Annotated in this window: 20 protein-coding genes; 10 read left to right on the forward strand and 10 right to left on the reverse strand. The window is 58.6% G+C overall.

Annotated features, from left to right (window positions below; all coding sequences use genetic code 11):
• Window positions 1-11: 11 nt before the first annotated feature.
• Both ACSQ8V_RS28685 and ACSQ8V_RS28690 read right to left on the reverse strand, forming a co-directional pair.
• Entirely contained in the window at window positions 12-2,030 is a 2,019-nt protein-coding gene (locus tag ACSQ8V_RS28685; RefSeq protein ID WP_213764311.1) for an AI-2E family transporter, read from the reverse strand.
• Window positions 2,031-2,315: 285 nt separating this feature from the next.
• Window positions 2,316-4,823: a PAS domain-containing protein gene (locus tag ACSQ8V_RS28690; protein WP_436207945.1), complete on the reverse strand. Its 2,508-nt coding sequence runs from the start codon at window positions 4,821-4,823 to the stop codon at window positions 2,316-2,318.
• A gap of 211 nt (window positions 4,824-5,034) precedes the next feature.
• Between ACSQ8V_RS28690 and ACSQ8V_RS28695 the strand changes: the two genes are divergently transcribed.
• Together ACSQ8V_RS28695 and ACSQ8V_RS28700 are read left to right on the forward strand one after the other, a co-directional pair.
• Window positions 5,035-5,217: a DUF1289 domain-containing protein gene (locus ACSQ8V_RS28695; RefSeq protein WP_213764313.1), complete on the forward strand. Its 183-nt coding sequence runs from the start codon at window positions 5,035-5,037 to the stop codon at window positions 5,215-5,217.
• A 68-nt stretch (window positions 5,218-5,285) separates the two neighbouring features.
• Window positions 5,286-5,621: a hypothetical protein gene (locus tag ACSQ8V_RS28700; protein WP_213764314.1), complete on the forward strand. Its 336-nt coding sequence runs from the start codon at window positions 5,286-5,288 to the stop codon at window positions 5,619-5,621.
• Between the two features lie 57 nt (window positions 5,622-5,678).
• Here ACSQ8V_RS28700 and ACSQ8V_RS28705 read toward each other — a convergent pair whose 3' ends face one another.
• On the reverse strand, window positions 5,679-6,029 hold the full coding sequence (locus tag ACSQ8V_RS28705; protein ID WP_436207946.1) for a VOC family protein: 351 nt from the start codon (window positions 6,027-6,029) through the stop codon (window positions 5,679-5,681).
• A 26-nt stretch (window positions 6,030-6,055) separates the two neighbouring features.
• Complete coding sequence (locus tag ACSQ8V_RS28710) at window positions 6,056-6,568, reverse strand: hypothetical protein (protein ID WP_436207947.1); 513 nt, start codon at window positions 6,566-6,568, stop codon at window positions 6,056-6,058.
• Between the two features lie 380 nt (window positions 6,569-6,948).
• On the opposite strand from ACSQ8V_RS28710, the gene ACSQ8V_RS28715 reads away from it, so the two are divergent.
• The 3 genes from ACSQ8V_RS28715 (at window position 6,949) to ACSQ8V_RS28725 (ending at window position 10,291) form a co-directional block, all read left to right on the forward strand.
• On the forward strand, window positions 6,949-7,746 hold the full coding sequence (locus ACSQ8V_RS28715; protein WP_436207948.1) for an SDR family oxidoreductase: 798 nt from the start codon (window positions 6,949-6,951) through the stop codon (window positions 7,744-7,746).
• A gap of 38 nt (window positions 7,747-7,784) precedes the next feature.
• Window positions 7,785-8,717 carry a 3-keto-5-aminohexanoate cleavage protein gene (locus ACSQ8V_RS28720; RefSeq protein ID WP_213764318.1) on the forward strand — a complete coding sequence of 311 codons (933 nt, stop codon included), beginning with the start codon at window positions 7,785-7,787 and terminating at the stop codon, window positions 8,715-8,717.
• 221 nt (window positions 8,718-8,938) lie between these two features.
• The gene (locus ACSQ8V_RS28725; protein WP_436207949.1) at window positions 8,939-10,291 is read left to right on the forward strand and encodes an MFS transporter; all 1,353 of its coding nucleotides are present in this window, start codon (window positions 8,939-8,941) and stop codon (window positions 10,289-10,291) included.
• Between the two features lie 410 nt (window positions 10,292-10,701).
• On the opposite strand, the gene serA is transcribed toward ACSQ8V_RS28725, so the two are convergent.
• The gene (gene serA, locus ACSQ8V_RS28730) at window positions 10,702-11,922 is read right to left on the reverse strand and encodes a phosphoglycerate dehydrogenase (RefSeq protein ID WP_436208028.1); all 1,221 of its coding nucleotides are present in this window, start codon (window positions 11,920-11,922) and stop codon (window positions 10,702-10,704) included.
• A gap of 454 nt (window positions 11,923-12,376) precedes the next feature.
• On the opposite strand from serA, the gene ACSQ8V_RS28735 reads away from it, so the two are divergent.
• The 3 genes from ACSQ8V_RS28735 (at window position 12,377) to ACSQ8V_RS28745 (ending at window position 15,055) form a co-directional block, all read left to right on the forward strand.
• Window positions 12,377-13,294, forward strand: a complete 918-nt coding sequence (locus ACSQ8V_RS28735) for an AraC family transcriptional regulator (RefSeq protein WP_436207950.1) — start codon at window positions 12,377-12,379, stop codon at window positions 13,292-13,294.
• Between the two features lie 157 nt (window positions 13,295-13,451).
• Window positions 13,452-14,153 (forward strand): fumarylacetoacetate hydrolase family protein, encoded by a 702-nt coding sequence (locus ACSQ8V_RS28740; protein ID WP_436207951.1) that lies wholly within the window; start codon window positions 13,452-13,454, stop codon window positions 14,151-14,153.
• A gap of 362 nt (window positions 14,154-14,515) precedes the next feature.
• Complete coding sequence (locus ACSQ8V_RS28745; RefSeq protein ID WP_213764322.1) at window positions 14,516-15,055, forward strand: DUF1003 domain-containing protein; 540 nt, start codon at window positions 14,516-14,518, stop codon at window positions 15,053-15,055.
• Window positions 15,056-15,305: 250 nt separating this feature from the next.
• Here ACSQ8V_RS28745 and ACSQ8V_RS28750 read toward each other — a convergent pair whose 3' ends face one another.
• The 4 genes from ACSQ8V_RS28750 to ACSQ8V_RS28765 form a co-directional block, all read right to left on the reverse strand.
• Window positions 15,306-15,845 (reverse strand): GNAT family N-acetyltransferase, encoded by a 540-nt coding sequence (locus ACSQ8V_RS28750; RefSeq protein WP_436207952.1) that lies wholly within the window; start codon window positions 15,843-15,845, stop codon window positions 15,306-15,308.
• Between the two features lie 5 nt (window positions 15,846-15,850).
• On the reverse strand, window positions 15,851-16,417 hold the full coding sequence (locus ACSQ8V_RS28755) for a helix-turn-helix domain-containing protein (RefSeq protein WP_436207953.1): 567 nt from the start codon (window positions 16,415-16,417) through the stop codon (window positions 15,851-15,853).
• A 597-nt stretch (window positions 16,418-17,014) separates the two neighbouring features.
• Complete coding sequence (locus ACSQ8V_RS28760) at window positions 17,015-17,476, reverse strand: hypothetical protein (RefSeq protein ID WP_436208029.1); 462 nt, start codon at window positions 17,474-17,476, stop codon at window positions 17,015-17,017.
• Between the two features lie 743 nt (window positions 17,477-18,219).
• A complete protein-coding gene (locus ACSQ8V_RS28765) occupies window positions 18,220-18,405 on the reverse strand; it encodes a CsbD family protein (protein ID WP_436207954.1) in 186 nt (61 codons plus the stop codon).
• Window positions 18,406-18,665: 260 nt separating this feature from the next.
• Between ACSQ8V_RS28765 and ACSQ8V_RS28770 the strand changes: the two genes are divergently transcribed.
• Window positions 18,666-19,025, forward strand: a complete 360-nt coding sequence (locus ACSQ8V_RS28770) for a DUF2471 family protein (protein ID WP_436207955.1) — start codon at window positions 18,666-18,668, stop codon at window positions 19,023-19,025.
• Window positions 19,026-19,362: 337 nt separating this feature from the next.
• Window positions 19,363-20,382 (forward strand): tyrosine-type recombinase/integrase, encoded by a 1,020-nt coding sequence (locus ACSQ8V_RS28775; protein ID WP_436207956.1) that lies wholly within the window; start codon window positions 19,363-19,365, stop codon window positions 20,380-20,382.
• A 20-nt stretch (window positions 20,383-20,402) separates the two neighbouring features.
• Here ACSQ8V_RS28775 and ACSQ8V_RS28780 read toward each other — a convergent pair whose 3' ends face one another.
• Entirely contained in the window at window positions 20,403-21,617 is a 1,215-nt protein-coding gene (locus ACSQ8V_RS28780; RefSeq protein WP_436207957.1) for a DNA-binding protein, read from the reverse strand.
• Window positions 21,618-23,369 lie beyond the last annotated feature (1,752 nt).

Below are 23,369 nucleotides of genomic sequence, written 5' to 3' on the forward strand. Positions count from 1 at the left end.
GAACGAAACTCTCAAGCCCCCCGCAATACCGGAACGATGGGCGCCTTCCCCTTGGCGCTCTCAACCTCTCCCGACACAACCGCGTCCGGCGGATTCAGCCCCTCCCACGAAACACCGTCGGTGGACTGCTGCCGTGCCGCGGCCACACATGCCTCGACCAACTCCTTGAACGACGTAGCCGCCGAGGTCTTGCGAATCACCGCCTCGCCTTCCAGCGCGCTCTCAGGCAGGACCAATCCCACGATCAGATCCGCTGCAGCCGCCCGCTGATGCAGGCGCCGCAGCAAATTGCGCAAATACGGCGGCGATTCGGCGGCATCGAACGAAATCACGCAGATCAGCGATACGCCCGTCAAGTCGACCTCGTCGAATCGCGTGCGCGAAAACCGCTCGTAGGGCGCCAGATCCGCGCCCAGGCCATGCTTGCGGAACAGTTGCACCGCGATAGTCGCCGCCAGATCGTCAAGCACACCGCGCCCGGCAATGCACAGCACGGACGCCGTATGGCCTTCGCGGGCGGCATCGAAGTGAGATGGCGGCGTTTCGTGCAGGATGCCGGCTTCGTTATCGGACATCTCCAGGCTGGCCGGCGGGTCCTGCTCCTGCCTGACCGCCATCACCACGTCCTCCACTTCCTCGAGCCCTTCGACAATGTCCATCGCCGATTCGTTGATGCGCCGCAACTGGTCCGCGGTCACGACTCCGCGCAACACGTCGTTGTGCGCGATTCGCAAACCCTCCAGCGCGACTTCGTCGTAATACGCGCTGAGCGAGCGCTCCTTCAACAGCGACTCGGCTTGCACGAGCGCTTCATCGGGATCGTTGGCGAGCAGCCGCTGATAGAAATTCTCCGCCGGCGTCAGCGCTGGACGGTCGCCGAACAGCACATCGAGGAATTCTAGCCGGTCCACATGCCGCCCCAGGATCACCAGGCACAAGGTCAGCGGCGTCGATAAAACCAGCCCGATCGGTCCCCAGATCCAGCTCCAGAAAATCGCCGCAACAATCACCGCGAACGGCGAAAGCCCCGTGCTGTGTCCATACAGCAGCGGTTCGACCACCTGCCCCGCGACCACGTCGGTGACGCCGAACAGGACGATGGTCCAGATCATCATCGACCAGCCGGGTCCGACGGCCGCCGCGAACACCACGGCCAGCAACGCCGCGATCCAGGTACCCACGTACGGCACGAAACGCAGCAAGCCGGTGAGCACGCCGAACAGCAACGCGCCGGGTACGCCGATGATCGCGAGCCCGACCGAGATGACAATGCCCACGCCCATGTTGATGCCGAGCTGCGCGAGGAAATAGCGCGACAGCCGGCGGGCGGCTTCGTCCATGGCGGTAGTCGCGCGATGCAGGTCGCGCGAACCGAACAGCCGGATCAGCCGGTCGCGCAGGTCTTCTCGCTGCAACAAGATGAAGATGGCGACCACCAGCACGATGCCGGTGGTTTCCAGCGGACTGATCACCGGTGATAGAAATCGCTGCGCCAGCTCCACGGGCGATGGCGACGGTTCGTGCACTTCGACCGGCATCGGGGAATCGATAGGCGAGGCCGCGGGATTCTCTTCGTTCTTGCGAATCTCGTCCTGGCGATTCGGCGAAAGACGCTTGAGCGCCGTAGCCGCTTTTCCCAGAAATGCATCGGCCCGGCCGATGGTCCTCTGCTGCACGGCGTCGATCTTGCGCTCCACCGCGACCTGATACTGCGGCAGGTCGCCGGCCAGTTGCGCCACCTGGGCGCCGATCAGCGCGCCAACAGCGGTCAGCACCGACAACGCCACCAGCACCGCCACGATCACCGATGGCACCTGTCCGAACTTCAGCCGCCGCAGCAAGTCGACAAACGGCGCGACCAGAAAGCTCAACAAAACGGCGAGGATGATCGGAATCAGCACCGCGCGGCCGAAATACAACACGCAAATCACGACCACACCGGTAATTAACGATGTCAGCGCCCGCAGACCCGGTCCTTCGGGCGGCAAGACCGTGGTTGACGGCCGACGGGGCACGGGATCTGGATTCATGACATCGTTCTCGTTAGTGACGGGGTAAGGACATACAGGACGTTAAGGTCAGTGCGGATCAAAGGCAGCAACGCACTCGCTGGTCCGGGCAGGATTGCGGTGCGGGCGCACGTTTCCGGTTCTGGAGTGCTACGAGCCGGTGTCCGGCTGCTCGGGTATCGAAGGAACATCGACATGTCTGAGCAAGGGACATGCCATTTGCGCCGAAAGGTGAGCCTTTGCGGGAACAAAAAAGGTGAGTCTTTACAGGAGCACGGGCCACCCCGTAACGGCTAGTCGTCCGGGTTAGTCGTCCGTCAAGCCCAGCGTGACCATCCTGCGAATCCGGCTCGCCATGGATTCCAGCGTGAACGGCTTGGTAATCATTTCCATGCCGGTATCGAGGAAACCATTCGTGCGGGTCGCCGCTTCAGCGTAACCCGTCATGAAAAGCACTCTCAGCCTGGGCCGCGTCGCCCGCGCGGCGTCCGCCAGTTGCCGGCCGTTCAGCCCGGGAAGCCCGACGTCGGTCACCAGCAAGTCGATACGCGCAGGCGAATTGAGGATGATCAATCCCGATGGGCCATCGAACGCTTCGAGCACCTGGTAATCCAGATCACGCAGGATCTCGCACACGAGCTCACGCACGGACTCGTCGTCTTCCACCACCAGGATCGCGTGCCGCCCGGCCGCACGATGCGCCTCGTTGAGTTCGCCGGCAATTTCCTGCGTGCCCGGATCGCCCGAAAAACGCGGCAGATACAGCCGGATCGTGGTGCCGGCGTCGGGCGCGCTGTCGATTGTCGCAATCCCGCCCGACTGCTTCGCAAAACCGTAAGCCATCGATAAACCCAGCCCCGTGCCCTGGCCCAGCGGTTTGGTCGTGTAGAACGGGTCGAAGGCGCGCGCCTTGACGTCGGCCGGCATGCCCGCACCCGTATCCGACACCGATACCACCACGTAGGACCCCGGGGCTACATCCGGATGGCGCGCGGCGAAGTCGTGGCCGAGTTCCGCGTTACCGGTTTCAAGCGTCAGGCGGCCGCCTTCCGGCATGGCGTCGCGCGCGTTGATCGCGAAATTCAGCAGCGCATTTTCAAGCTGGTTCACGTCGCAGCGCGTGAGCCAGAGGTGCGGGTTCGGCACCACGCGCGTATCGATCGCTTCGCCCATCGTGCGCTTGAGCAGATCGTCGATGGAATGCAGCAGCTCGTCCGCGTTCACCGGCTTCGGGTCGAGCGGCTGACGCCGCGAAAACGCCAACAGCCGGTGCGTGAGCGATGCCGCCCGGTTTGCCGCACCGGTCGCCATTGAAATGAACCGGTCGATGTCGTTTGTCCGGCCGAGCTGGGTGTATCGGCGGATCAGTTCGAGCGGCCCCGTGATGCCTTGCAGGAGATTGTTGAAATCGTGCGCAATCCCGCCCGTCAGTTGCCCGAGCGCCTCCATTTTCTGCGCCTGGCGCAGCGCTTCCTCGGTTTGCTGAAGCGCTCGCTGAGTCTCCTTTTCGCTGGTGACGTCGCGGCCGTTGCCATAAAGCGCGTCGCCTTCGGGCGCGGCAACCCACGACACCCATCGATACGAGCCGTCCTTGTGACGGTTGCGATTCTCAAACCGCACCAGCCCCGACCGGGCCGCCGACAGCAGCGCGGCTTCGGTGGCCTCCACGTCGTCGGGATGAACGATTTCCGCGAACGATTTGCCGATCAGCTCGTCCTCGCGGAAGCCGAGAATATCGGTCCAGGCTGGATTGACGGCGCGCAGCACGCCCGCGCTGCTCGCGACAATGAACAGGTCGCGCGAGTTGCGCCAGATGCTGTTGCGCTCGCGGGTGCGGGCGTCGACTTCGGCGGCCAGCGAATCGTTCAGGCGCCGCAATTGCGTCTCGCTGACACGCAGGCGTTCTTCAAAGCGCTTATGCCCGGTGATGTCGTAAATCACGCCGAGATAACGCAAACCGCCCGCACTGTCCTCAATCGCTTCGCCACGGCGAGCCATCCAGCGCTCCTCGCCGTTGTCGGGGCGACGAATCCGGTACTCCAGATAATCGAGCGCACCAGCGGGCATGTCGAGATGGCCGGCGCGTACGCGCTCGCGGTCATCGGGATGCACGAGTTCCAGCAGGTCGTCGAGACGGTATTCATGACGGGGCGTCAAACCCCATTGCCAGCACAGTTCTTCGGACACCGCCAACCGCCCGTCATGCGGAAATATCTCGAAGGTGCCGATCCCGCCCGCCTGCTGCGCAATACGCAGACGCTCTTCGCTTTCGCGCAATGCCCGATCGCTCGCATGGCGCTCGATGGCGAGCGCTGTCACGCTCGCCACTTGCGCGATGTCGTCCAGTTCCTCCGGCGATGGCGTTTTCGGAACCGAGTAATAGTTGGCGAAGGTACCGAGCAGCCGGCCGTCGGCCGCGTGTATGGGCATGGACCAGCAGGCGCGCAGGTCGTACTGCCGGGCAATATCGCGAAACGCTGCCCAGACCGGATCAGTCTGGATATCTTCCACAATCACCGGCTCACCGCGGAACGCCGCCGCCCCGCACGACCCCATCAGCGGCCCGAATTCGAGGCCATCCACGATGCGGTTGTACTCATCGGGCAAACTCGGCGCAGCGCCGTGAACCAGGCGCTTCCCTGTGGCATCAACGAGCAGCACGGAGGCGCGCAACGGCTGTTCAGAGCGATTTTCCACTCGATGCACCACATGCTCGAGCACCTCGCGCAACGGCATGCCTGCAACGACGCGCCCGAGCACGGCCCGCTCGAATTCAAGCTGGCTTAGCGTGGAAAACAAAAGGGGTTTCTGCATGGTCGTCAAGCAAAAGCCGGTATGTCGGGCACAGTGCAACGAGCGAAGTGTTCCAAATCTTAGCACCCGGTATCGCCGGATCTCCGGTTGCCTTTTAAGCACAGCACGGGGCGCGCCTATTGTCCCCATCCAGATTATGTTTTAGGCCCACGGGCATGCATCGTGCGAGATTTATGGCGTTGAAATAAAGCGTACGCGCACTGGATTTGTAATGGCTGTGGAGTCGCCCTGCATCAATATCTGCAAATTCGATGGCAAAACCGGGCTATGCACGGGTTGCTTGCGAACCAGGGACGAATGCAAGCAATGGAAAAAGCTGAAGAACAAAACCCGGACAAAAATTATCGATGACCGGCCCAAACGCGCGGCTAAGCTTAAGAAAGCGACACGATAAAACGCGTGCCTGATTGACGCGACAAGACGACAAGGACACGAAAACCCACTTACTCAGGGAGTTCAGTCATGACCATCATCGTTAGGTTGAAACGCGTTTTATCGGTTTGCGCAGCCGTGCTCGTTACATCGTTTGCCACTCAAGCGGTCTATGCGCAAACCACGAGCACGGGTTTGAGTCCGAATGACGACTTGCACGCACCGGCTAACAGCACGAGATTGATGCCGAACGCGCCGCTGGGCAGCGAATATCCGACGCACGGCAATCGGCAAGCGGGTGAGATGAACCTGAATCCGACCGATCCGCGCGCGCAGTTGAGCAATGGCTTGCCCAATAACGCGCAAAGTGGTGGTTATGGCTCACCGCTGGCAGGGAACAAGTCGAATGTGCCGCAGGGGTACTAGGTTTCCAGGTTTGCGGTTCGATGTTGAAGGCCGCGGTCGCTCGCCAAGGTGGTCAGTTCAGGTATGCGCAAGAACATTGACGAGCTTGCCGAACGGATCGCGGACATAGAAACGTCGGACGCCCCAGGGTTCATCGACGGGTCCGTATTCAATGGGGAAACCGGCTTCTTTCATGCGATCGAAGGCGGCGTCCACGTCATCCACCTCAATCGACAGGTCCGGCACCGGCGTGCCGGATCCGCCTTCCGAGGCCACGCTGACCTGAACGCTCATGACTGTCCCGGAACCAAAAGTCTGAATCCAGCCGTGATCCATCAGCACGTCCAGACCCAGCACGTCCTGATAGAAACGGCGGGCCTGGGTAACGTCCTGCGTGCCAATGTTGGCGACTATTCGCTTGACCTTCATCTCACCTCCTTTCCTGGTCTTCGACTTTATGGTGCCAAGGGTGGATACGGTAAAGGTTTCGTCCTGGGATCGGTGGTCATGTTGTCGATAACCTTGTCGACATCTGCCGTTTTCGCCAACTCGGAGAGGAATTTGTCCCGGTCGAAAGCGGGCGATACACAACCTTGCACGTAGATAAACCTGCGCTGCAGCACCAGCCATAACGATGATTGTTCGCGCCAGTGCGTGGCGATATTGATCGTGCTGAGCCGGCGTTGAACCGCTTCGGCTATCTCGGCATCGTAGCGATACGAATTCGACAAACGACACCGACCCTCCACCCAGCAGCTATTACCGCGCTCGATCCGGTAATGCGCTTCGCCTACCCATTCCTGCTCCGTCTCCAACGGTCCCAGAGGAACTGGACATTCAGGAATTGCTTTGGAAATCTGGAAAAACGGATCGTTTCCGCGGTTACTGCGCAGGTCGTCGGCAAGCGCCGGCTGGCTTGCTATCAATGCCAACAAACACCAGGCGCAGAGTTGAATAAGCGATCGCATTTTCTTGTGTTCCTGAGCGGCTGCCTGGAGACCACATTAAAAGGCTGCCTTAGGCGCCGTAACGAATATAACCGATCGATTCAGCCCATCGGACCACGCAACCATGCGACTCGCAGGGACTTCCCTTCCTGCTTCCTTCCGCGTTTTCCCTATGTCACTGCGCGTTGACATTCTTCCCGGCAGCGACCAAACTTGCCTGAAAGTGTGATCACACATCACAACTAGCTTTATCGACGATACGGCGCGCAGGCGCATCCTCGCCGTGAATGTGGGCTGCCCAGGAGCGCAGCGCAGTTCGCTTAACTATCAGGATCACTAATCAAGTGGGGCAACGTCAGGCGGCCTGACGTTGCCCGAACCATGACTGAAGAGGAAAAACAATGAGCGTTTTAAACATGCTTCAACCGCGTTCGGACTTGCGTGTATTGGTGACCGGCGGCGGTTCAGGCATCGGCCTTGTCATCGCCCGAGCGTTCGCCGAAGCGGGCGCCCGCGTGCACGTCTGCGACGCAAGCCAGCAGGCGCTCGACGCGTTGCGTTCGGACCGGGCCAATGAAGCCATCTCCACCACGCTCGGTGACGTCTCCGATAAAACCGCTGTCGCCCGCGTATTCGCCGACGTGGAAAGCAAGCTCGGCGGCCTCGATGTGCTGCTCAATAACGCGGGGATCGCAGGCCCGACTGGCGGTATCGATGAGATGGATGTGGAGCAGTGGGAGCAGACCGTCGCGATCAACCTCAACGCGCAGTTTTACTTCGCGCGCCTCGCAGTGCCGCTGCTCAAGAAGTCCACGCACGGCGGCGCGATCATCGCGATGTCTTCCGTGGCGGGAAGACTCGGTTATGCATTCCGTACGCCCTATTCCACCACCAAGTGGGCGCTGATCGGCCTCACCAAGAGCCTTGCGATCGAACTGGGACCGCACGGCATTCGCGTCAACGCAATCCAGCCGGGCATTGTGCGCGGGCCGCGCATGGAGCGCGTGATTGCCGCTCGCGCCGAGCAGCTCGGCTTGTCCTACCCCGAGATGGAAGCGAAGTATCTGGAAAAAATCTCGTTGCGACGCATGACGACGCAAGAAGAAATCGCGGCAACCGCGCTGTTCCTGTGTTCGCCGGGCGGTAGCGGCATCTCCGGCCAGTCGATCTCCGTGTGCGGCAACGTCGAAGTGCTCTGACACGCTTTCTCGCTCTCCCATTCTTGAAGGAATTCACCGTGGCCTCAACCCGCAAAGTCATCATTACCTGCGCGCCGACAGGCGCCATCCATACGCCGTCGATGTCGCCCTACCTGCCGGTCACGCCGCAGGAAATTGGCGATGCCGCGCTCGCCGCCGCAGAAGCCGGCGCCGCAATCCTGCATCTGCACGCTCGCGATCCGAAGGACGGCCGGCCGACGCAAGACCCGGCCGTGTTCTCGGAGTTCTTGCCGCGCATCAAGGCCAACACCGACGCGGTCATCAACCTGACAAGCGGTGGCAGTCCGCATATGACCGTGGCGGAACGGCTTCGCCCCGCCCATCATTTCAAGCCGGAAATAGCGTCGCTGAACATGGGCTCGATGAACTTCGGCCTGTATCCGATGCTCGACCGCTTCAAGGACCTCAAGCACGATTGGGAACGCGAACATCTCGCCAACAGCCGCGACCTGGTCTTCAAGAATACGTTCAAGGACATCGAGTTCATCCTGACTTCGTGCGGCGCGAACGGCACCCGCTTCGAGTTCGAGTGCTACGACATTTCGCATCTGTACAACCTGGCCCATTTCGTCGAACGCCAGCTCGCCAAACCGCCGTTCTTTATCCAGAGCGTATTCGGCTTGCTCGGCGGTATCGGGGCTCATCCGGAAGACCTGATGCATATGCGCCGCACCGCCGACCGGCTGTTCGGCAAGGATTACGTCTGGTCGATTCTCGGCGCCGGCCGCAACCAGATTCCGCTTGCGACGTTAGGCGTGGCGCAAGGCGCGAACGTTCGCGTGGGCCTTGAGGATTCGCTGTGGATCGGGCCCGGCCAGCTGGCTGAATCGAGCGCGGCACAAGTGCGCAAGATCCGGCAGGTGATTGAAGGGCTGTCGCTCGAGGTCGCTACGCCGCAGGAAGCGCGCGCCATGCTCGGACTCAAGGGCGCCGACAACGTGAATTTCTGAGCCGGGTTTCACCGGCCTTTTCACTTTCACAACAAAAAAATCAGCAGGAGACAAAGACGATGCGGATCGAAGGAAAGAACATCAGCGGCACCGGAAGCGGCGGCATTGGCAACAAGCGGCCGCTTCGCCGATGTCCAGGTGTGCACGCCCCATGCACCCCAGGCGCTCAACGCTTGTTCACTGGACGCCTGGCGTTCCGTCGATCCTGATCGGAGTTTTCCATGTCAAGACCTCTAGCAAAATCGCAGTCCGCCACGCCGCTCGCGCACGCGGCCGTCACGCAGTTGATGATCCGCAAGCTGATGCCGCTGCTCGTTATCGTCTATGTGATCAGCTTTCTCGATCGTACGAATATCGCGCTCGCCAAGCATTCAATGAGCGTGGATCTGGGCGTGTCCGCTGCCGCCTACGGGCTCGGTGCAGGATTGTTTTTCCTGTCGTATGCGCTCCTCGAAATCCCGAGCAATCTGATCATGCATCGGGTCGGCGCACGCATGTGGATCACGCGGATCATGATCACCTGGGGCCTGCTCTCCATCGCAATGGCGTTCGTGCGCGGGGAAACATCGTTCTATGTGCTGCGCTTGCTGCTCGGCGCCGCCGAAGCCGGTTTGTTTCCCGGCGTGATGCTGTACCTCACCTACTGGTTCAATCGCGAGGAACGGGCGCGCGCCACGGGCTATTTCCTGCTCGGCGTGTGTCTGGCCAACATTGTCGGCGGACCGCTTGGCGGTGCGTTGCTCGAGCTCGACGGCCTGCTCGGATGGCACGGCTGGCAGTGGTTATTCGTTGTCGAAGGGCTGCCTGCGGTATTGCTGGCATTCGTCGTGTGGAAGGTGTTGCCGGATGGACCTGCGTCGGCACGATGGTTATCGAAGGAACAGGCTGAAGGGCTCGAACGCCGCCTCGCGGCTGAACGCGAAAGCCAGGCAAGCGGTGGCCGCGGTAGCCACTCGCTGCGCAGCGTGATCGGCGACAAACAAGTGTGGCTCGCGATCTTCGTGTACTTCTGCCACCAGCTCACCATCTACACGACGATCTTCTTTTTGCCAGGCATCATTGGCGCGTCGGGGCATTTTTCGCCCTTCGCTATCGGCGTGCTGACGGCCTTGCCATGGATCGCCGCGGCTATCGGCGCCGCCACCGTTCCACGCTTCGCCAGCACGTCTTCCCGCAGCCGGCAGATCCTGACCGGCGGGCTGATCGTGATGGCGGCTGGCCTCGTGATCGCCGCGTATTCGACGCCGGTCATCGGACTGCTCGGCGTGTGCGTATCCGCGTTCATGTTTTTTGTGGTGCAGTCGATCATCTTCACGTTTCCGTCGTCGCGCTTCAACGGCCCGGCACTGGCCGGCGGGCTCGCACTGGTCAACTCATGCGGCCTGCTGGGCGGCTTCGTGGGACCGACGGTCATGGGACTGATCGAGCAGTCGACCGGCAACCCCATGAACGGCCTGGTGATCCTCGCCGTAGCGCTTTTCATTGCAGCACTATGCAGCCTGCGATTGCGTCACGGCGCCGAGGACCGCGCAACATCCACCGATGGCAGGCCCGCAACGGGTAAGGCGATCTGACGGTTATTGGTGAGGGTATTCCGGACCGCTCGTCTCTGCGAGCGGTTCGTCCTTCGTTGCGCACCCGGGCAAGATGTTCGCCTTTTTATTTTTTGAAACATCCGCGCCCAATTACGCAATCTCTTGACGCGTTGGCCGATGGCAAATCGTATCAGGTCGTGGCTGCCCGGCACATGCACGGATTATTAGTAAGCCTAACTCTTTGGTGCGCTTTGGCGTGATGCGCCAATCTGATTTTAAGTCACATCGTGTCGGGCGACCCTGTGCAATAAGCTAAACACCCCGACGCTTATCGACACGAAGCGTGGTCATTCTCACCTTCACGCGGCCGATCTTGGCATTGATGATGCACTTGGACGGGACCGGCGCCTGCTGCCCGGCAGAACGCAGGTCCCTTGCATGACGCCGGATTATTTGACCAGCAAGCGCGTTCGGATAAAGCCAGGTTCGCGCGCCAGCATCTGTATCAACTCGCTGGATGGCGTTCTATCCAGGTCCGTTACCACGTAGCCGGTCTCGCCCTGCGTCTGCAGATGCTGAGCGACGATATTGGCCCCCTCCCCAGCAAGCCGCGTGTTGAGCGTCGCCAGCGCACCAGGCGCATTGCCGTGGACGTTGAGCAGACGCGCGGGCGCGTCCAGCGGCCCCGGATTGACATGCGGAAAATTGACCGAACCCACGGTGTCGCCGGTCGTTAAAAACGAAATGAGTTTCGTCGCGACTTCGGTCCCGATGTTCTCTTGTGCTTCCTCCGTGCTGCCACCCACATGAGGTGTCAGGATCACGTTCGGCAAATGCTGAAGCACGCTCTTGAAGATATCCGCATTGGTCTTGGGCTCCTCCGGGAATACGTCGATAGCAGCACCACCCAGCCGCTTCGCCTGCAGCGCTTGCGCGAGTGCATCGATATCAACCACCGAACCGCGCGATGCATTGATCAGGATCGCGCCGGGTTTGAAGCACGCGAGCGTTGTCTCGTCGATCATGCGGCTCGTCTGAGCCGTTGCGGGCACGTGGAGCGTCACTACGTCGGCATGGGCGACCGCGTCGGCGAGCGATTGTGCCGCACGGGCGGAGCCCAGCGAGAGCCGCGCCTGCACGTCGTAATACACCACGCGCATTCCCATGGCTTCGGCAAGCACGCCGACCTGCGAGCCGATGTTTCCATACCCTACTATCGCAATGGTCTTCCCCCGCGTCTCGAACGATCCGCTTGCGCCCTTGGCCCACGTTCCGGCATGCGCCAGCACGCTCTTCTCGGGCACGCGGCGCAGCAGCAGGATAGCTTCGGCGATCACCAGTTCCGCGACCGAGCGTGTGTTCGAAAACGGCGCGTTGAAAACAGGAATTCCTGCGTTCGCGGCCGCGTTCAGATCGACCTGGGACGTGCCAATGCAGAAACAGCCTATTGCGAGCAGATGACGCGCGGCATCGATTTCCTCACGCCCGAGATGCGTTGCCGAACGAATCCCGACCAGGTTATGCGCTTGAAGTGCACTCGTTAAATCCATGCCGGCGAGCGCGCCCGCGCGGCGCTCGACCTCCAGTTTCGCTTCGCTGAAACGAGCGACAGCGGTGTCGTGGATATTTTCGAGTAGAAGAACAGAGGTCATAGAACGCTTATGTGTCAGTGACGTGGGCCATTCATATGCCCAGCAGGTGGTGTCCGGGTAACACTCGCAATTTCGTCGCGCTCGATCACGCCGGACGAATCGACGCCCAATCTTCAAACGTCACGTTGATGTTACCGCTTGCCGGGCATTCGTATTTTCTACCCTACTGTCCATGGGGCCTTTGGGTTTCCGCATTCTTTCGGATCACGTCATCTGCGGGCTAAAGGCAGCTCGTCGGTCGAAGCGGTATGCTTGACGCTTGTTTCTTGGGGATCGGACTGGTATCGGACGCGGATCTTCGGTGCGCCTTAAGCCGACGCCGATCAGACCGGCCAAGACAAACCAACGCTATTTTCCTTACGATGGCCAACACGCATTCCTTACCCACGATTGCGGCATTCCGTCGTCTCTCGAGCAATGAACCGTTGAGAACGTCAGCCTTTCTGCAGAACCTGCACAGGAGTTGGTGCCAATGAGCGCACTCGCCAAACGTACGTCCCGGACCTATGCGATGCCCGAGCGCAGCGATCGCCTCGACTTCTACATTCGCGACCAGACCTTGCGCTCGGCGATCACAGAACCGCACAAGCACGACTACTTCCAGATCCAGATCAATCTGGGCGGCGACACGAAGCAGCAGATCGGCGACGTAACGCGTCCGTTCCCAACCGGTTCAATCGCGTTCATCGCGCCTCACCGGGTGCACATGATTCCGCACCCTGAACACTCGCGGTTCATCGTGATCAATTTCGCGCTGGACTTCCTTGGCCTGGATGTCGATGCAGTCGATGGCCGGATCGACCTGGGCAGTATTCCCATCATCCGGTTTCCGGAGCTGGCACCCTTTCGCTTCCAAGATGAAACAGATTTCAAGCTGACGGGCTCCGATCTGGCTGAAGTCGAACGCATCGTTATCCTCATGATGGAGATAGATAGTGCGCGCGGGTTTGGCGCGACCAGCCGGCTTCGTGGTTACCTCCTGCAATTGATCGGACTGGTTTGTGCAAGATATGGGGAGCCGCTTATGCAACTGGCGGCGCTCGGCGAACGCGCAGTCAGCCGCCGCGACTCCATCAGCAAAGTGATACGCCATGTTCTGGAGCACCTGGAAGACGACACGCTTTCGCTGGGGTCGGCCGCACACGCCGCGGCGTTGACTCCCGGCTATGTAGCCCGTCTGATGAAAAAGGAGACTGGCAGGACGTTCGTGCAATGGGTAACGGATCAAAGAATCAGCCGGGCGAAAGCATTGCTTGCAGACGATACCCGCCGTGTGAAGGACATCGCATTCGTGGTCGGCTTTCGCGACGAGGCTTATTTCACCCGACGCTTTCGGCAGGCGGTTGGGGCATCGCCGACAGAATATCGCGCGTCGCAATTCGAGCTATAGGCTCTTGCGCAGCCTTTCACTAGCGCGGCTTGGAATAGAGCAATTTAATCCAGGACGTAGGACGGATTTGTCCTGCATGGAAGGGTAGCCGAGGCATATTGTTGGGGGGTGTCGCAGTGGTCTGCGCCAAACAACCTCCACCTTCGAGCTCGCCGATATGACCGAATACGTCTTCCCCGCCCCTCAAACTGTCGTTGTGCCCGTCGCCGGCTCGAACGCCTCCTTCGCGGTACGCCGCGTCTTTTGCGTAGGGCGCAATTACGCCGATCATGCGCGCGAGATGGGAGCCAACCCTGACCGCGAGCCGCCATTCTTCTTTACGAAACCCGCCGACGCTGTCGTGCCCGCAACGGGAACACTCGCATACCCGATGCTCACCGAGGACCTGCATCACGAGATAGAGATGGTGATTGCCATCGGAAAAGAGGGACGAGAAATCGAGCCGAAGGATGCACTGTCGTACATATTCGGCTACTCCGTTGGCGTGGACCTCACGCGGCGCGACCTGCAAGCGGTCGCAAAGAAGATGAGCCGGCCGTGGGACTGGGCCAAGGCCTTCGACGAATCCGCGCCGGTCACGGCTATCCGTCCTGCGACGGAAATCGGTCATCCGGAAAGTGGCCACATCTGGTTGTCGGTCAATGGCGAGACACGGCAAACGGGTGATCTCGGCGACTTGATCTGGCCGGTTGCGGACATCATCAGCCAGGTTTCCAGAGCGGTTGTCATCAAGCCCGGTGATCTGATTTTCACCGGCACGCCTGCGGGCGTCGGGGCGTTGAAGCCCGGCGATAAGGTCGCTGGCGGTGTCGATGGTATTGCCGATTTCCACTTTGAGATCGGCAAGGTTCTGCGCTGAAGTCAACGTTGATCGCTTGGTCTAAGTAGTCCATCCGTACGCTCTACTTATCAACGTACGGTTTTCTTGGCTCAGGTCCGAGGCGAAGCCAGCACTACCGCTTGCTGGCTTCGCCATTTCATGACAACGGTGCTCGTGTCTTTCGCGGCCCTTATCCGCCCAATGTACAACGCTCCCGAATAACCTCACCCAAGCGTCGATAAGGCAACGCCACCCGCCTCCCGCATTGTTTGGATAAGCCGCGTTAAGCCGCGTTAGGCTGCGATCTGCTACGGGCAAGTCTTTTTCATGACTGCAACGCTTGCGCGGACTGTGTATAACATCGACACATTTCCGTTAATCGCCAAGCGAGAGAGCAAAACATGAATAGCCCCATTCCGCGCGACGAACAGCGCAAAGACAAACACCACCACTTACGTTTTCATCTGCCATACGTACACCTTTCGTCAGTGTTCGGTGACGACTGGTTCGCGCTAAAAGCCGAGCGTTTTGCGCGTTTCTTCGGAACACCGACTTTCCTCGTCGGGCAGACGATTATTGTTGCAGCCTGGATTGGCATCAACGTCGCCGGCCTGACAAAGTTCGACGTTTATCCTTTCATTCTTCTAAACCTTGCCTTTAGTCTCCAGGCCGCTTACGCCGCGCCGTTAATTCTGCTTGCGCAAACGCGACAAGCAGATCGCGACAAGGTCAATTCCGACGCCGATGCGCGGCATCGTGAAGACCTCGCCTCAGCGAATGAGGAACGCCAGTTGCAAGCGGCTCGACAGACCGATCAGCTCGTTGCCTTGCTTGAGCAAAATACCAAATTGACCGAGATCACGAAGCAAATGAGCGAACGTATCGAGGCATTGACGCGCGAAGTGCATAACCGGATAGAGCAGGCAAATATAAAACCGTAAGTGCTTTGAGGGCTAGCCTTCAGGTCACCGATGCAGTTTTCAGAAAGCTCAAAAGACGACAGCGACGATCAAACCGCGGAGGAGGTTGAACGTCGCTACGATATAGTCTGTAATCCGAATTGAAACTGGCTCCAGCGCGTGGACGCATCGGGCGTTCAAACAGAGGGGTCAGAAAATTCGGTTCAACGGTTAAAACAGAAAGTCAAAATCAGCAGGCCGGTTGGTCGACAATCAAGCCTCGCCGAGCCGATCAATCCTTGGTCGGGACGCGCGGGCCAATTCGCTTCCAATAAATCTTGGTCCCGGTCAGCCCTCCATGCGGCTTGAGCGCATAGTCTGGAATCTCCCCCGTAAGAGTGAACCCGAGACGCTCGTAGAGCGTCGACGCTCCGCCATCGGTCGCGGTATCCAGGACCAGCAGCGTGCGTCCCCGTTTCACGGCCAGATTCTCGGCCGCCTGCATCAACGACGCCGCCACCCCTCGCCCGCGATGGCTGAGACAGGTCATCAGTTTGGCGATTTCCGCACGGTGCGGCTGGTTGGGCGGACAGTCGAGCAACAGGGTGACGGTTCCGACCAGTCTCTCACCGTCCCATGCACCCAGAACCATTCGTTCGCCGCGAGTTGCGGCAGCCAGCGCATTGGACCAGAACGCTTCTGCTGCTTCAGGCCGCAGCGGATGCATGAAGCTGACCGAACCGCCGTTTGCAACAGCCTCGATCAAGAGTCCACTGAGCATCGCGCGGATCATCGGCGAGGCGCTTAGTTCACTGATTTCAATGTTTGACATGACGGCTAAGTCCGGGCGAGAACAACGAGGTAGGTACAGGTCGAGGCAGTCTCGTTAGCCAGGGTTACCTCGGAAGGCGGACCGAATCCCAGGCAGTCGCCGGCGCTCAGAGCGTACCGCCCCCCGCCTTCCAGGATCACGAGATCGCCCACTAACACCCAAACAACCTGACGGATATGGGCATAAGACGATGGCGGTAACACCACCTGTCGTCCTGCCGGCAGATCAACCTGAACGATCTCCACCGGGTGGTCCGGATTGTTGAACACCTGCTTGCGGAGATAGCCTGTCTTGGGATCGCGCCAGAGCGGTTGATCGACGGCCCGCGACAAGCGGTCTCTATTGCCTTCTGCCCTCACCAAAAGGCCCGCGAGCGTCAAGTCGAAGGCCCCGGCCAGTCGCACCAGCGTGACCGCGGTGGGGCTTATTTCCTCGCGTTCAATCTTGCTGATGGTTGCCTTGGCGACCCCGGAGAATTCGGCCAGATCCGCCAATGACCATGCGCGCGCATTTCGCTCAAGCCGAATACGGCGAGCGATGCGAGGTCCAGTGTCGTCTATTGATGATGTCATATTGTCCATCATAGTAGACGATAGGGTCGTGCGCAAGACGCGCTCAAAGCGTGGGGTTTAGTGCGTTGGCGGGCTTGGAGTCGGGTGTCGGGTTTTGTCTTCCAGAGCGACCCGTCAGTAAGTAGTGTGACCGACTACTTGCGAGCAGACAAAACCACCTTTGCTCCGCGTAAGACAACGGTCATCAGCGCACGCGGTCGAGACCATAAGGCAAATTATTTACGGGCTTGTGTGGCGGTCGCCACGGTATGGCTCCCCCGCGATGTCCGCTGGACTCAGGCCCGAGCTCGGCAATGTAGGGGCTTGCGGCTTTCTTAAGGTGAGCTGATACGGGAGCTGTTCGGGAAACATCTGAAGCCAGGTCAGCCAATGAGTCTCGGTGCCTTTTTGTGGGGCAGATTTTTAATCCGGAGTCCATATTAGATGAGGAATCACGATATATGCGGCGAAGGGGCGAGCGTCGACACGCCGAGATTGGCAGAGTCGATGGAATACCTTGAGGCGCTTGAGAACAAACCACGCGACCCGTCTACGATTCTCCTTACCGTGCAATCTCGAATGAAGCACGACTAGCGTTTCAACGCCCGCCGGGAGTTGTCACCAAAACCTGACTCGTAGCTGAAACCCCAGCGTAAAGGGCAAATCGCTAGAGGGGATCGGCGGAATCAGGATGATGTTCGCGCCAATACGACCGTACTCCGCCATGATGAGCGGCGCGAGGACCGGACCCAGTTTGTGATCGTGGCCGATACCCCATTTGCCGTAGTCATATCCCGATATCAAGCCGCCCATTGCGGCCAGTCGGATGTATCCCCAATGCGCGAATTCCGGCGCCCAAACGCCGCCGCCATAAAACGAAGGCGCCGTCAGCGAGTTTCTGAAGTACCCGCCTGCCAGCGCCCACTGTGGGTCAATCCAGCATTCAACACCAATGCCGGGGTTGAATTGATCAAAGTGTTTTTTGGGATGAACGTGATATGAACCGATCATCGCGTCAGCCCATAAGCCGTCATTGCAAACTTCGGCTGCCGAGACGTTCGATGTCGCACCTAATGCCATCAGGGCCGCCAGCAGTAGGGGGACACGGATCTTTTTTAAGACGGTTGCTGACGTTTTCATTCGGCTCAAACCTGTGCGTTCTGCCGTCGCGGTCTCGCCGACCACGCCTTTTTATATGAAGTTCGAGCGAAACTTTACATGAACGTCGTGGGCATTTGTGTGAAATTGGGGAACGAGATTTCGGGAATTCAGAGCGCGTGTGGATTTGATAATTAACTGAAATCTTCCGGCTTTTTAATGACTTGATAGCTGGACCATATCCTTTTGTCGATTCGTAGTTCTCGACGCTAGATGGCCCGCAGAGTGTTGGCTGATGGGACGGGAGATTAGTCGTTTTCAATTAGCGCGATCCCAAGTCACATGGATTTCGGCGCGGCAGGTGTCAAGGGTGGCCGGAACTTGATGCGCATAAAGTTTTCCGGCTGCGCATCAAGGAGGGGACCCAACAGGCAAAAGCGCTTGGCTTCAAAAACCGGCGCTTACGCAAAGTTCAGCTTTCCAACCCGATTAGTACAAGAAGCTAGGTAAGCCATCCAAGCTTGGCCGGATGGTCCCCAAACTGATGGAGAATTCAGCAAGCCGGCTGTCGATAACGGTCAGTCCTGGCATGCGCAACGGTCATCGCGACGAAGTAAACAAAAAGAAGCCGTTCCAAATCGCTTTAGAACGGCCAATCACTTTTAAAGGCGGCAGTTGTTAATGCATCGCGCGACCAGCTACCCGCCACTGCCCGAAGTGATCCATCAAGGTTTTTTGAACGCGTCCTTTACGTCTTCGCGTGCATCGCCGACGCCTTTTTGCACCTTACCGGCTGCCTGTTGCATATCGCCCTTTGCTTCCCGGCTCTTGTTGCCGGTTACCTTGCCGACCGCCTCGTTGACTTTGCCCTTGGCCTGATTCACCACGCCGTCTTTCTGATCCTTGTTCATCTTGATCTCCTTTCGTATCGAAGCGCGAAATCCCGATCTCCTGAGATTCGCGGCGTCATGTCAGGGAAAGCGCCCTGAACGTGTAATCAGAATGGCGATTTCGAACGCAGCAGAACAGCCGCACACGTCTGATTCCCACGTAGGCGGAATCGCACATACGCGCGGAGCACTCAGCGCGACGCTAGAGGAACATTGCGATAAACACTGTATGTTTGTACAGTACACATCTTGGCGCAATGGCATGAATGGAGGAGAACACAATGGACTTCGACGAAGATCGTATGGACACCCCCGAATTCGCACGTACAGTGCGCGACCTTGAGCGGATTACGCGCGATATAGCGGAGCGCTACATCGTGCAAGGTGTTCCTTTGACTTGGCGGTTACTGCTCGCCATTGAAGCGGAAGCGCTCGCCGATCTCGGTTTTGCAGGCCGACATGAGTCCGCACTCCGCGCGCTCTTTGCGCGCCCGGACGACATGACTTTTCCCGAAACGGATGATCTTGTCGATCTCGGGGCGTCAAATGCTTTACCGCCGGTGTTTGTATTTGCCGTCGATGCCTACGACTGCGCCGCCCGTGCTGGACACCCTGAACTGGCAAAAGCCGTGGTCCATTGAGATATGAACTCGAGGGTGCGCGAATTGGAAGCATAGCCGCCGGGAAACCAGCGGCGGCCGTTACTGTTTCAACCGCGATTCGAGTTTGTAGCCAGATCCAAAAACGTTGCGTCGCATGTCATGCCGCGAGCAAACCAGAATGCCCGCCGCCAGAGTTCCTTGTGTTACCGGCGCGGGTCAACACGCACCGTCATGAAATCCCCATCGCCGCGAGCACCTGGCAATACGGCTTTGAACTTGCGGCCGACACATGGATGAAAGCTGAACCTCAACATCGCCGGCCGCTTTCGCGTAATCTCTAGCGTACGCGTTTTACAACTAACGGATTCTCAAGCCAATGGCCGCTCCTGCGGAAACTCACGAAATTTTCGATCATGAGCGCACCAATTGGTACGCCGATCCGCGTAGCGCGTTCGATTCCTGGATGGCCCATCAAGCGTTCAAAGCGTCTTCCGCGGATGTCTACCGGGCGCAATGGGGGCTCTTCCTCGAATGGCTGAGCGTTAAACGAATCGATCTCCGCACGGTTGATCGACTTGCCATCGAACAGTTCGTCACCCAATTAAAGATTCGAAAGCCACAGCGCGTTCGCTATCTGCGCCTTATCGAGCGAGTACTCGACCATGTCCGCAAGATCGAAATGGCATCGACGAATCCAGCTCGCTTCATTGCCCAGGACGGCGAGGCTCCATGGCGAGACGCGCGTGAAAACGAGCCAACAGGATTTCTCGCCCACGGTGAACGAGCGGCCCTGATCAGGTATCTTTTTTCTCCAATCGGCGATCTACCGGCGGGGCAGCGCTGGCGAGAGCGCCGCGATCGTGCGCTGGTCGGCGCATTCCTGGGCGGCGGGGTAAAAACGGGTGAAGCAGCAGCGTTGACCGTTAGTAGCTATTCATGGAATCAGCCATGGCTTGCTGTCGAGGCTACGAACTCCCCTTTAAATCGAGAAACCCGGCTCGCACCGTTTGCGATCGCGTTACTCGACCATTGGATCAGCGAGCGCAAGACAGTGCGATTACTCGGCAACCTGCTGTTCCCGTCCGCGCCATCGGGACGCCCGATGCACAAGGCCACCATGCTGCGCGCGATCGATGCCGTGATCGACGCCGCCGGCATTGCCGATTCACGAACGGCACGCGCCAGTCCGCAAACCTTGCGCAATACCTTCGCAGCCGACTTGTTCGAAAGTGGCACAGCGCCCGAGCGAGTCGGGCAATGGTTAGGTTTCCAGCAACAAATCTCGGCGCACCGGCTGCATCGAGCATGGCAAAACTGGACCGGTGAGGAAATACGGGAGCGGGATTTGGCGGAGGCGCAAGAAAGCGGCGGCGAGGAAAGCCACGAATTCGAGTAGCGTTCCGCTCCCGAAAAATCTCACCTCTCGGTTTGTTCTCCGGCCTCGGCAATCTCCGGCGAGTGAAATCGGGCTACCGCGAGCAACCGTGACGACGCGGCGCCCGACGACCGATCGCAATCCGGACAGGACAACTCAAACTTATCATCGTGCTGGGCAAGTTCAGGCTCGCCGGTGACACACGTGGGGCAGCAGGCCGGCACTGCGACAAAACCATCGATGTCCGTTCCCAACGTCCCCATTTCCTGCACGGATAGCCGTCCTGCCTCAACCATCGTGCAGATTAGCCGGGCGACGTTTTCACTCATTCCGTTTTGTCCGAGCAACGCGTCACGTTCGATGGCCAGCGCGTCGATCTCGTCCGATTGCTCGCGAATTCGCAGCTCTAGCCGATCCGCGCGTGCCTTGGCGATGCTAAGTTGTTGAATAAAATCGAATTCCTTCTGGCTTGCCTGACGCACTCCCGCTTGGTAGGTTGCCGCCATGCCACGCAAGGAATCAAGCTCCACGAGCATGGGCTTCACTCGCCGCTCGGCCTCGCTGATTGCATCCTTGATCTGTTGCGCATAATGCTCGGTGTTGTGTCGCAGTTCACCGTTCAACGCATCCACACGATCGCGCAGCGCGGCGTTAGCCGTTTGCTCTGTTTCGAGCCGCTGAGTCAACGCGGCGTGTTCCCGTTCCAACCGATGAATCGACGCCTGCAAACTGCTTTGTGCCTCCAGTTCGCGGCCACGAAGGGATGCTAATTCGATCTCCAGCGCGGAATTGCGTGCTAACGCAGTATCGGCGCGTGCCTCGCTGCGGTGAAGCGCCTCATCGACCGTCGCACAACGTACTTCTGCGTCGCGAAGCCGGCTTAGCGCAGCATCGACGTCATCTTTCGCGGCATGGCGCTCATCTTCGAGCGATCGAATTGCAAATTCCTGCGCTTCCAGGAAAAGCTGCCCGAGCAATTCACCGGCTCGTTCCTGCAGTCCTTCTGGAATCGCTCCACTTTCGATCCGAACGCGCGACGCGGATCGGATCCGAGCCCAGAATGCGTCGATATCCTTTGGGATATCGCTGGCGCTACCGGTTTGCGTGAGATCTCTGACCGTGGCCATTGATGGGCGAATGCCGAAATCGAAGAAAAGCCGCTTGCAGGCATGCTGCGATAGATCTTGTCGACGGGCACCGTTGGTCCGCATCGTCGCGAGTTCAGCCCGCAGTGCAAGGCGTTCTGCATCGTTCATACGAAGCTCCAAGTCAAATTCGTTCGTATAATAATACTTTACGTATCAAATGCTACATATTTAGATTGAGCACGTGGGCTAACGCTTGGAGCTACTCTCTTTTTATCTAAATAGCCTATATCACGTATCGATCGCAGTGGCATCCGTGAAACATGTCGAGGTTAATCCGTCAAGCTATTGATTACTAGCATCTTTTTCCGACTTGACCATTTCTGCAGATGTTCCACGGAGTTTTTGTTTCACGATTCTCTTCCTTGGATCTCTCGCTTGCTTGAGAGTATTAGAAGTAAACACCTTTGAACCCTAGTTAAAGACGTTAACGCCACGGCAAAGCCTTACCAGATAAGGCTTTCCGGGCGGGTCGGTGAGGGTCTGCGGGATAGTAGGTGAGATAACACGGGGGCTATCGGTGTATAGGTTCGGGGGCCAGCGTGAGGAGTCACGGGAGCAAGCGTGAGCGAGTTCGGGAGGCGGGTGTTTTGGGAAGGTGAGGAAATACAGGGGCTGCCGCGGCTATCGTCCATATGCGGCGGCACAGCACACGTCGACCCGCCAATTTCTGCAGTGAGCGTTTGCAGGATACAGAAAATGCGAAAATTCCAATAGGAAAAAGGTAATTATTACCTGTAGGTGAGGTTTTACAGGGGTCAAACCAAGTCCAGGGTGAGACTATGCGGGTGCGAGCAGCTCAGAATCCCCGGTTTGCGAGGCGCGCAAACCGCAACGGTGAGGAAATACGGGAGAACTGCGCGGCGGTATTTCGACCTGCCTACTTTGCCGATCCCACTGGTTTTAAGGGATATTTCTGCAAAACCGGACCGGAGGTGAGAGTTTTCGGGAGCAGTTTTTGGTTCGTCGAGGATCGTACTGACAGCTCTGTCGAACTCCAAAGGTGAGGCTTTTCGGGACAATATGGTCTCGATCTTAAGGCATGAAGATCCTCCTCGGAAGACACCTTATCGACCAATATTATATTAAGCACATGATTTAAAAGGATTTTATGTGCGCCGAGTGCGCGCATATCGCAGCAAAGGTGAGCATTTTCGGGAGTGGTGAACTGCTGTTCGCCGTTATCTCCTTCGCGTGAAAAAATGGCAAAGGTGAGCTTTTACAGGACTATATTTGGCCGAATTTAGGTGCCAAGAGAGCCCCGACGATGCTGAAATCCAGAAAATCGTTCGCTTGTGACTCTAAAGGTGAGTGTTTGCGGGGGGCCAGTGAGGAGCAAGTATCGATGCCGTCGACCGTGGGAAAGTCTAAAGGTGAGGTTATGCGGGAGGCTGGATCCTAGGTTCGAGAGCCTGTTTTGAGGCTGCAACTTGGCTGAATAGGGCTCCCCGGCAGGTTAAAGGTGAGCTTTTGCGGGAGTAATTGAGCGGGATCTGGCGTGCTATCGAGGGTTAAAGCCTTGATAACTCGACGTTTACAGCAATTTCTCCGCGCTTTCACGAATTTTCGCCTTCCGGGAAAATTTCGTAAAAACCACAGGGGCGCGTAAAAAAATTTCAGGTGAGAAGATACGGGATCGGGCTTGAAGCGGTTCGATTTGAATCCGCAAGCGCTCAATTCGTTTACCCGCATGGCACGGGGCATAAATGAGATGAGGCGTGACGGTGAAGGTGAGAGTTTTCAGGAGCGCACCTCAGTGAGTTTTGCGCGTGACATCCGCTTCACCACTACAGGGTGAGTGCGCACCTGTAGACGAGCTTCACCGTCATGAGTATGCTTTCCCAAAATTCTCCTGACTCCAGC

The organism is Caballeronia sp. LjRoot31 (genome assembly GCF_964253885.1).
Classification (GTDB): domain Bacteria; phylum Pseudomonadota; class Gammaproteobacteria; order Burkholderiales; family Burkholderiaceae; genus Caballeronia.

Excerpts from the sequence above, each read along its gene's own strand:
- ACSQ8V_RS28685 (WP_213764311.1), bottom strand. The coding sequence starts at position 2,030 with ATGAATCCAGATCCCGTGCCCCGTCGGCCGTCAACCACGGTCTTGCCG.
- ACSQ8V_RS28690 (WP_436207945.1), bottom strand. The coding sequence starts at position 4,823 with ATGCAGAAACCCCTTTTGTTTTCCACGCTAAGCCAGCTTGAATTCGAG.
- ACSQ8V_RS28695 (WP_213764313.1), top strand. The coding sequence starts at position 5,035 with ATGGCTGTGGAGTCGCCCTGCATCAATATCTGCAAATTCGATGGCAAA.
- ACSQ8V_RS28700 (WP_213764314.1), top strand. The coding sequence starts at position 5,286 with ATGACCATCATCGTTAGGTTGAAACGCGTTTTATCGGTTTGCGCAGCC.
- ACSQ8V_RS28705 (WP_436207946.1), bottom strand. The coding sequence starts at position 6,029 with ATGAAGGTCAAGCGAATAGTCGCCAACATTGGCACGCAGGACGTTACC.
- ACSQ8V_RS28710 (WP_436207947.1), bottom strand. The coding sequence starts at position 6,568 with ATGCGATCGCTTATTCAACTCTGCGCCTGGTGTTTGTTGGCATTGATA.
- ACSQ8V_RS28715 (WP_436207948.1), top strand. The coding sequence starts at position 6,949 with ATGAGCGTTTTAAACATGCTTCAACCGCGTTCGGACTTGCGTGTATTG.
- ACSQ8V_RS28725 (WP_436207949.1), top strand. The coding sequence starts at position 8,939 with ATGTCAAGACCTCTAGCAAAATCGCAGTCCGCCACGCCGCTCGCGCAC.
- ACSQ8V_RS28735 (WP_436207950.1), top strand. The coding sequence starts at position 12,377 with ATGAGCGCACTCGCCAAACGTACGTCCCGGACCTATGCGATGCCCGAG.
- ACSQ8V_RS28740 (WP_436207951.1), top strand. The coding sequence starts at position 13,452 with ATGACCGAATACGTCTTCCCCGCCCCTCAAACTGTCGTTGTGCCCGTC.
- ACSQ8V_RS28745 (WP_213764322.1), top strand. The coding sequence starts at position 14,516 with ATGAATAGCCCCATTCCGCGCGACGAACAGCGCAAAGACAAACACCAC.
- ACSQ8V_RS28750 (WP_436207952.1), bottom strand. The coding sequence starts at position 15,845 with ATGTCAAACATTGAAATCAGTGAACTAAGCGCCTCGCCGATGATCCGC.
- ACSQ8V_RS28755 (WP_436207953.1), bottom strand. The coding sequence starts at position 16,417 with ATGACATCATCAATAGACGACACTGGACCTCGCATCGCTCGCCGTATT.
- ACSQ8V_RS28760 (WP_436208029.1), bottom strand. The coding sequence starts at position 17,476 with ATGGCATTAGGTGCGACATCGAACGTCTCGGCAGCCGAAGTTTGCAAT.
- ACSQ8V_RS28765 (WP_436207954.1), bottom strand. The coding sequence starts at position 18,405 with ATGAACAAGGATCAGAAAGACGGCGTGGTGAATCAGGCCAAGGGCAAA.
- ACSQ8V_RS28770 (WP_436207955.1), top strand. The coding sequence starts at position 18,666 with ATGGACTTCGACGAAGATCGTATGGACACCCCCGAATTCGCACGTACA.
- ACSQ8V_RS28775 (WP_436207956.1), top strand. The coding sequence starts at position 19,363 with ATGGCCGCTCCTGCGGAAACTCACGAAATTTTCGATCATGAGCGCACC.
- ACSQ8V_RS28780 (WP_436207957.1), bottom strand. The coding sequence starts at position 21,617 with ATGAACGATGCAGAACGCCTTGCACTGCGGGCTGAACTCGCGACGATG.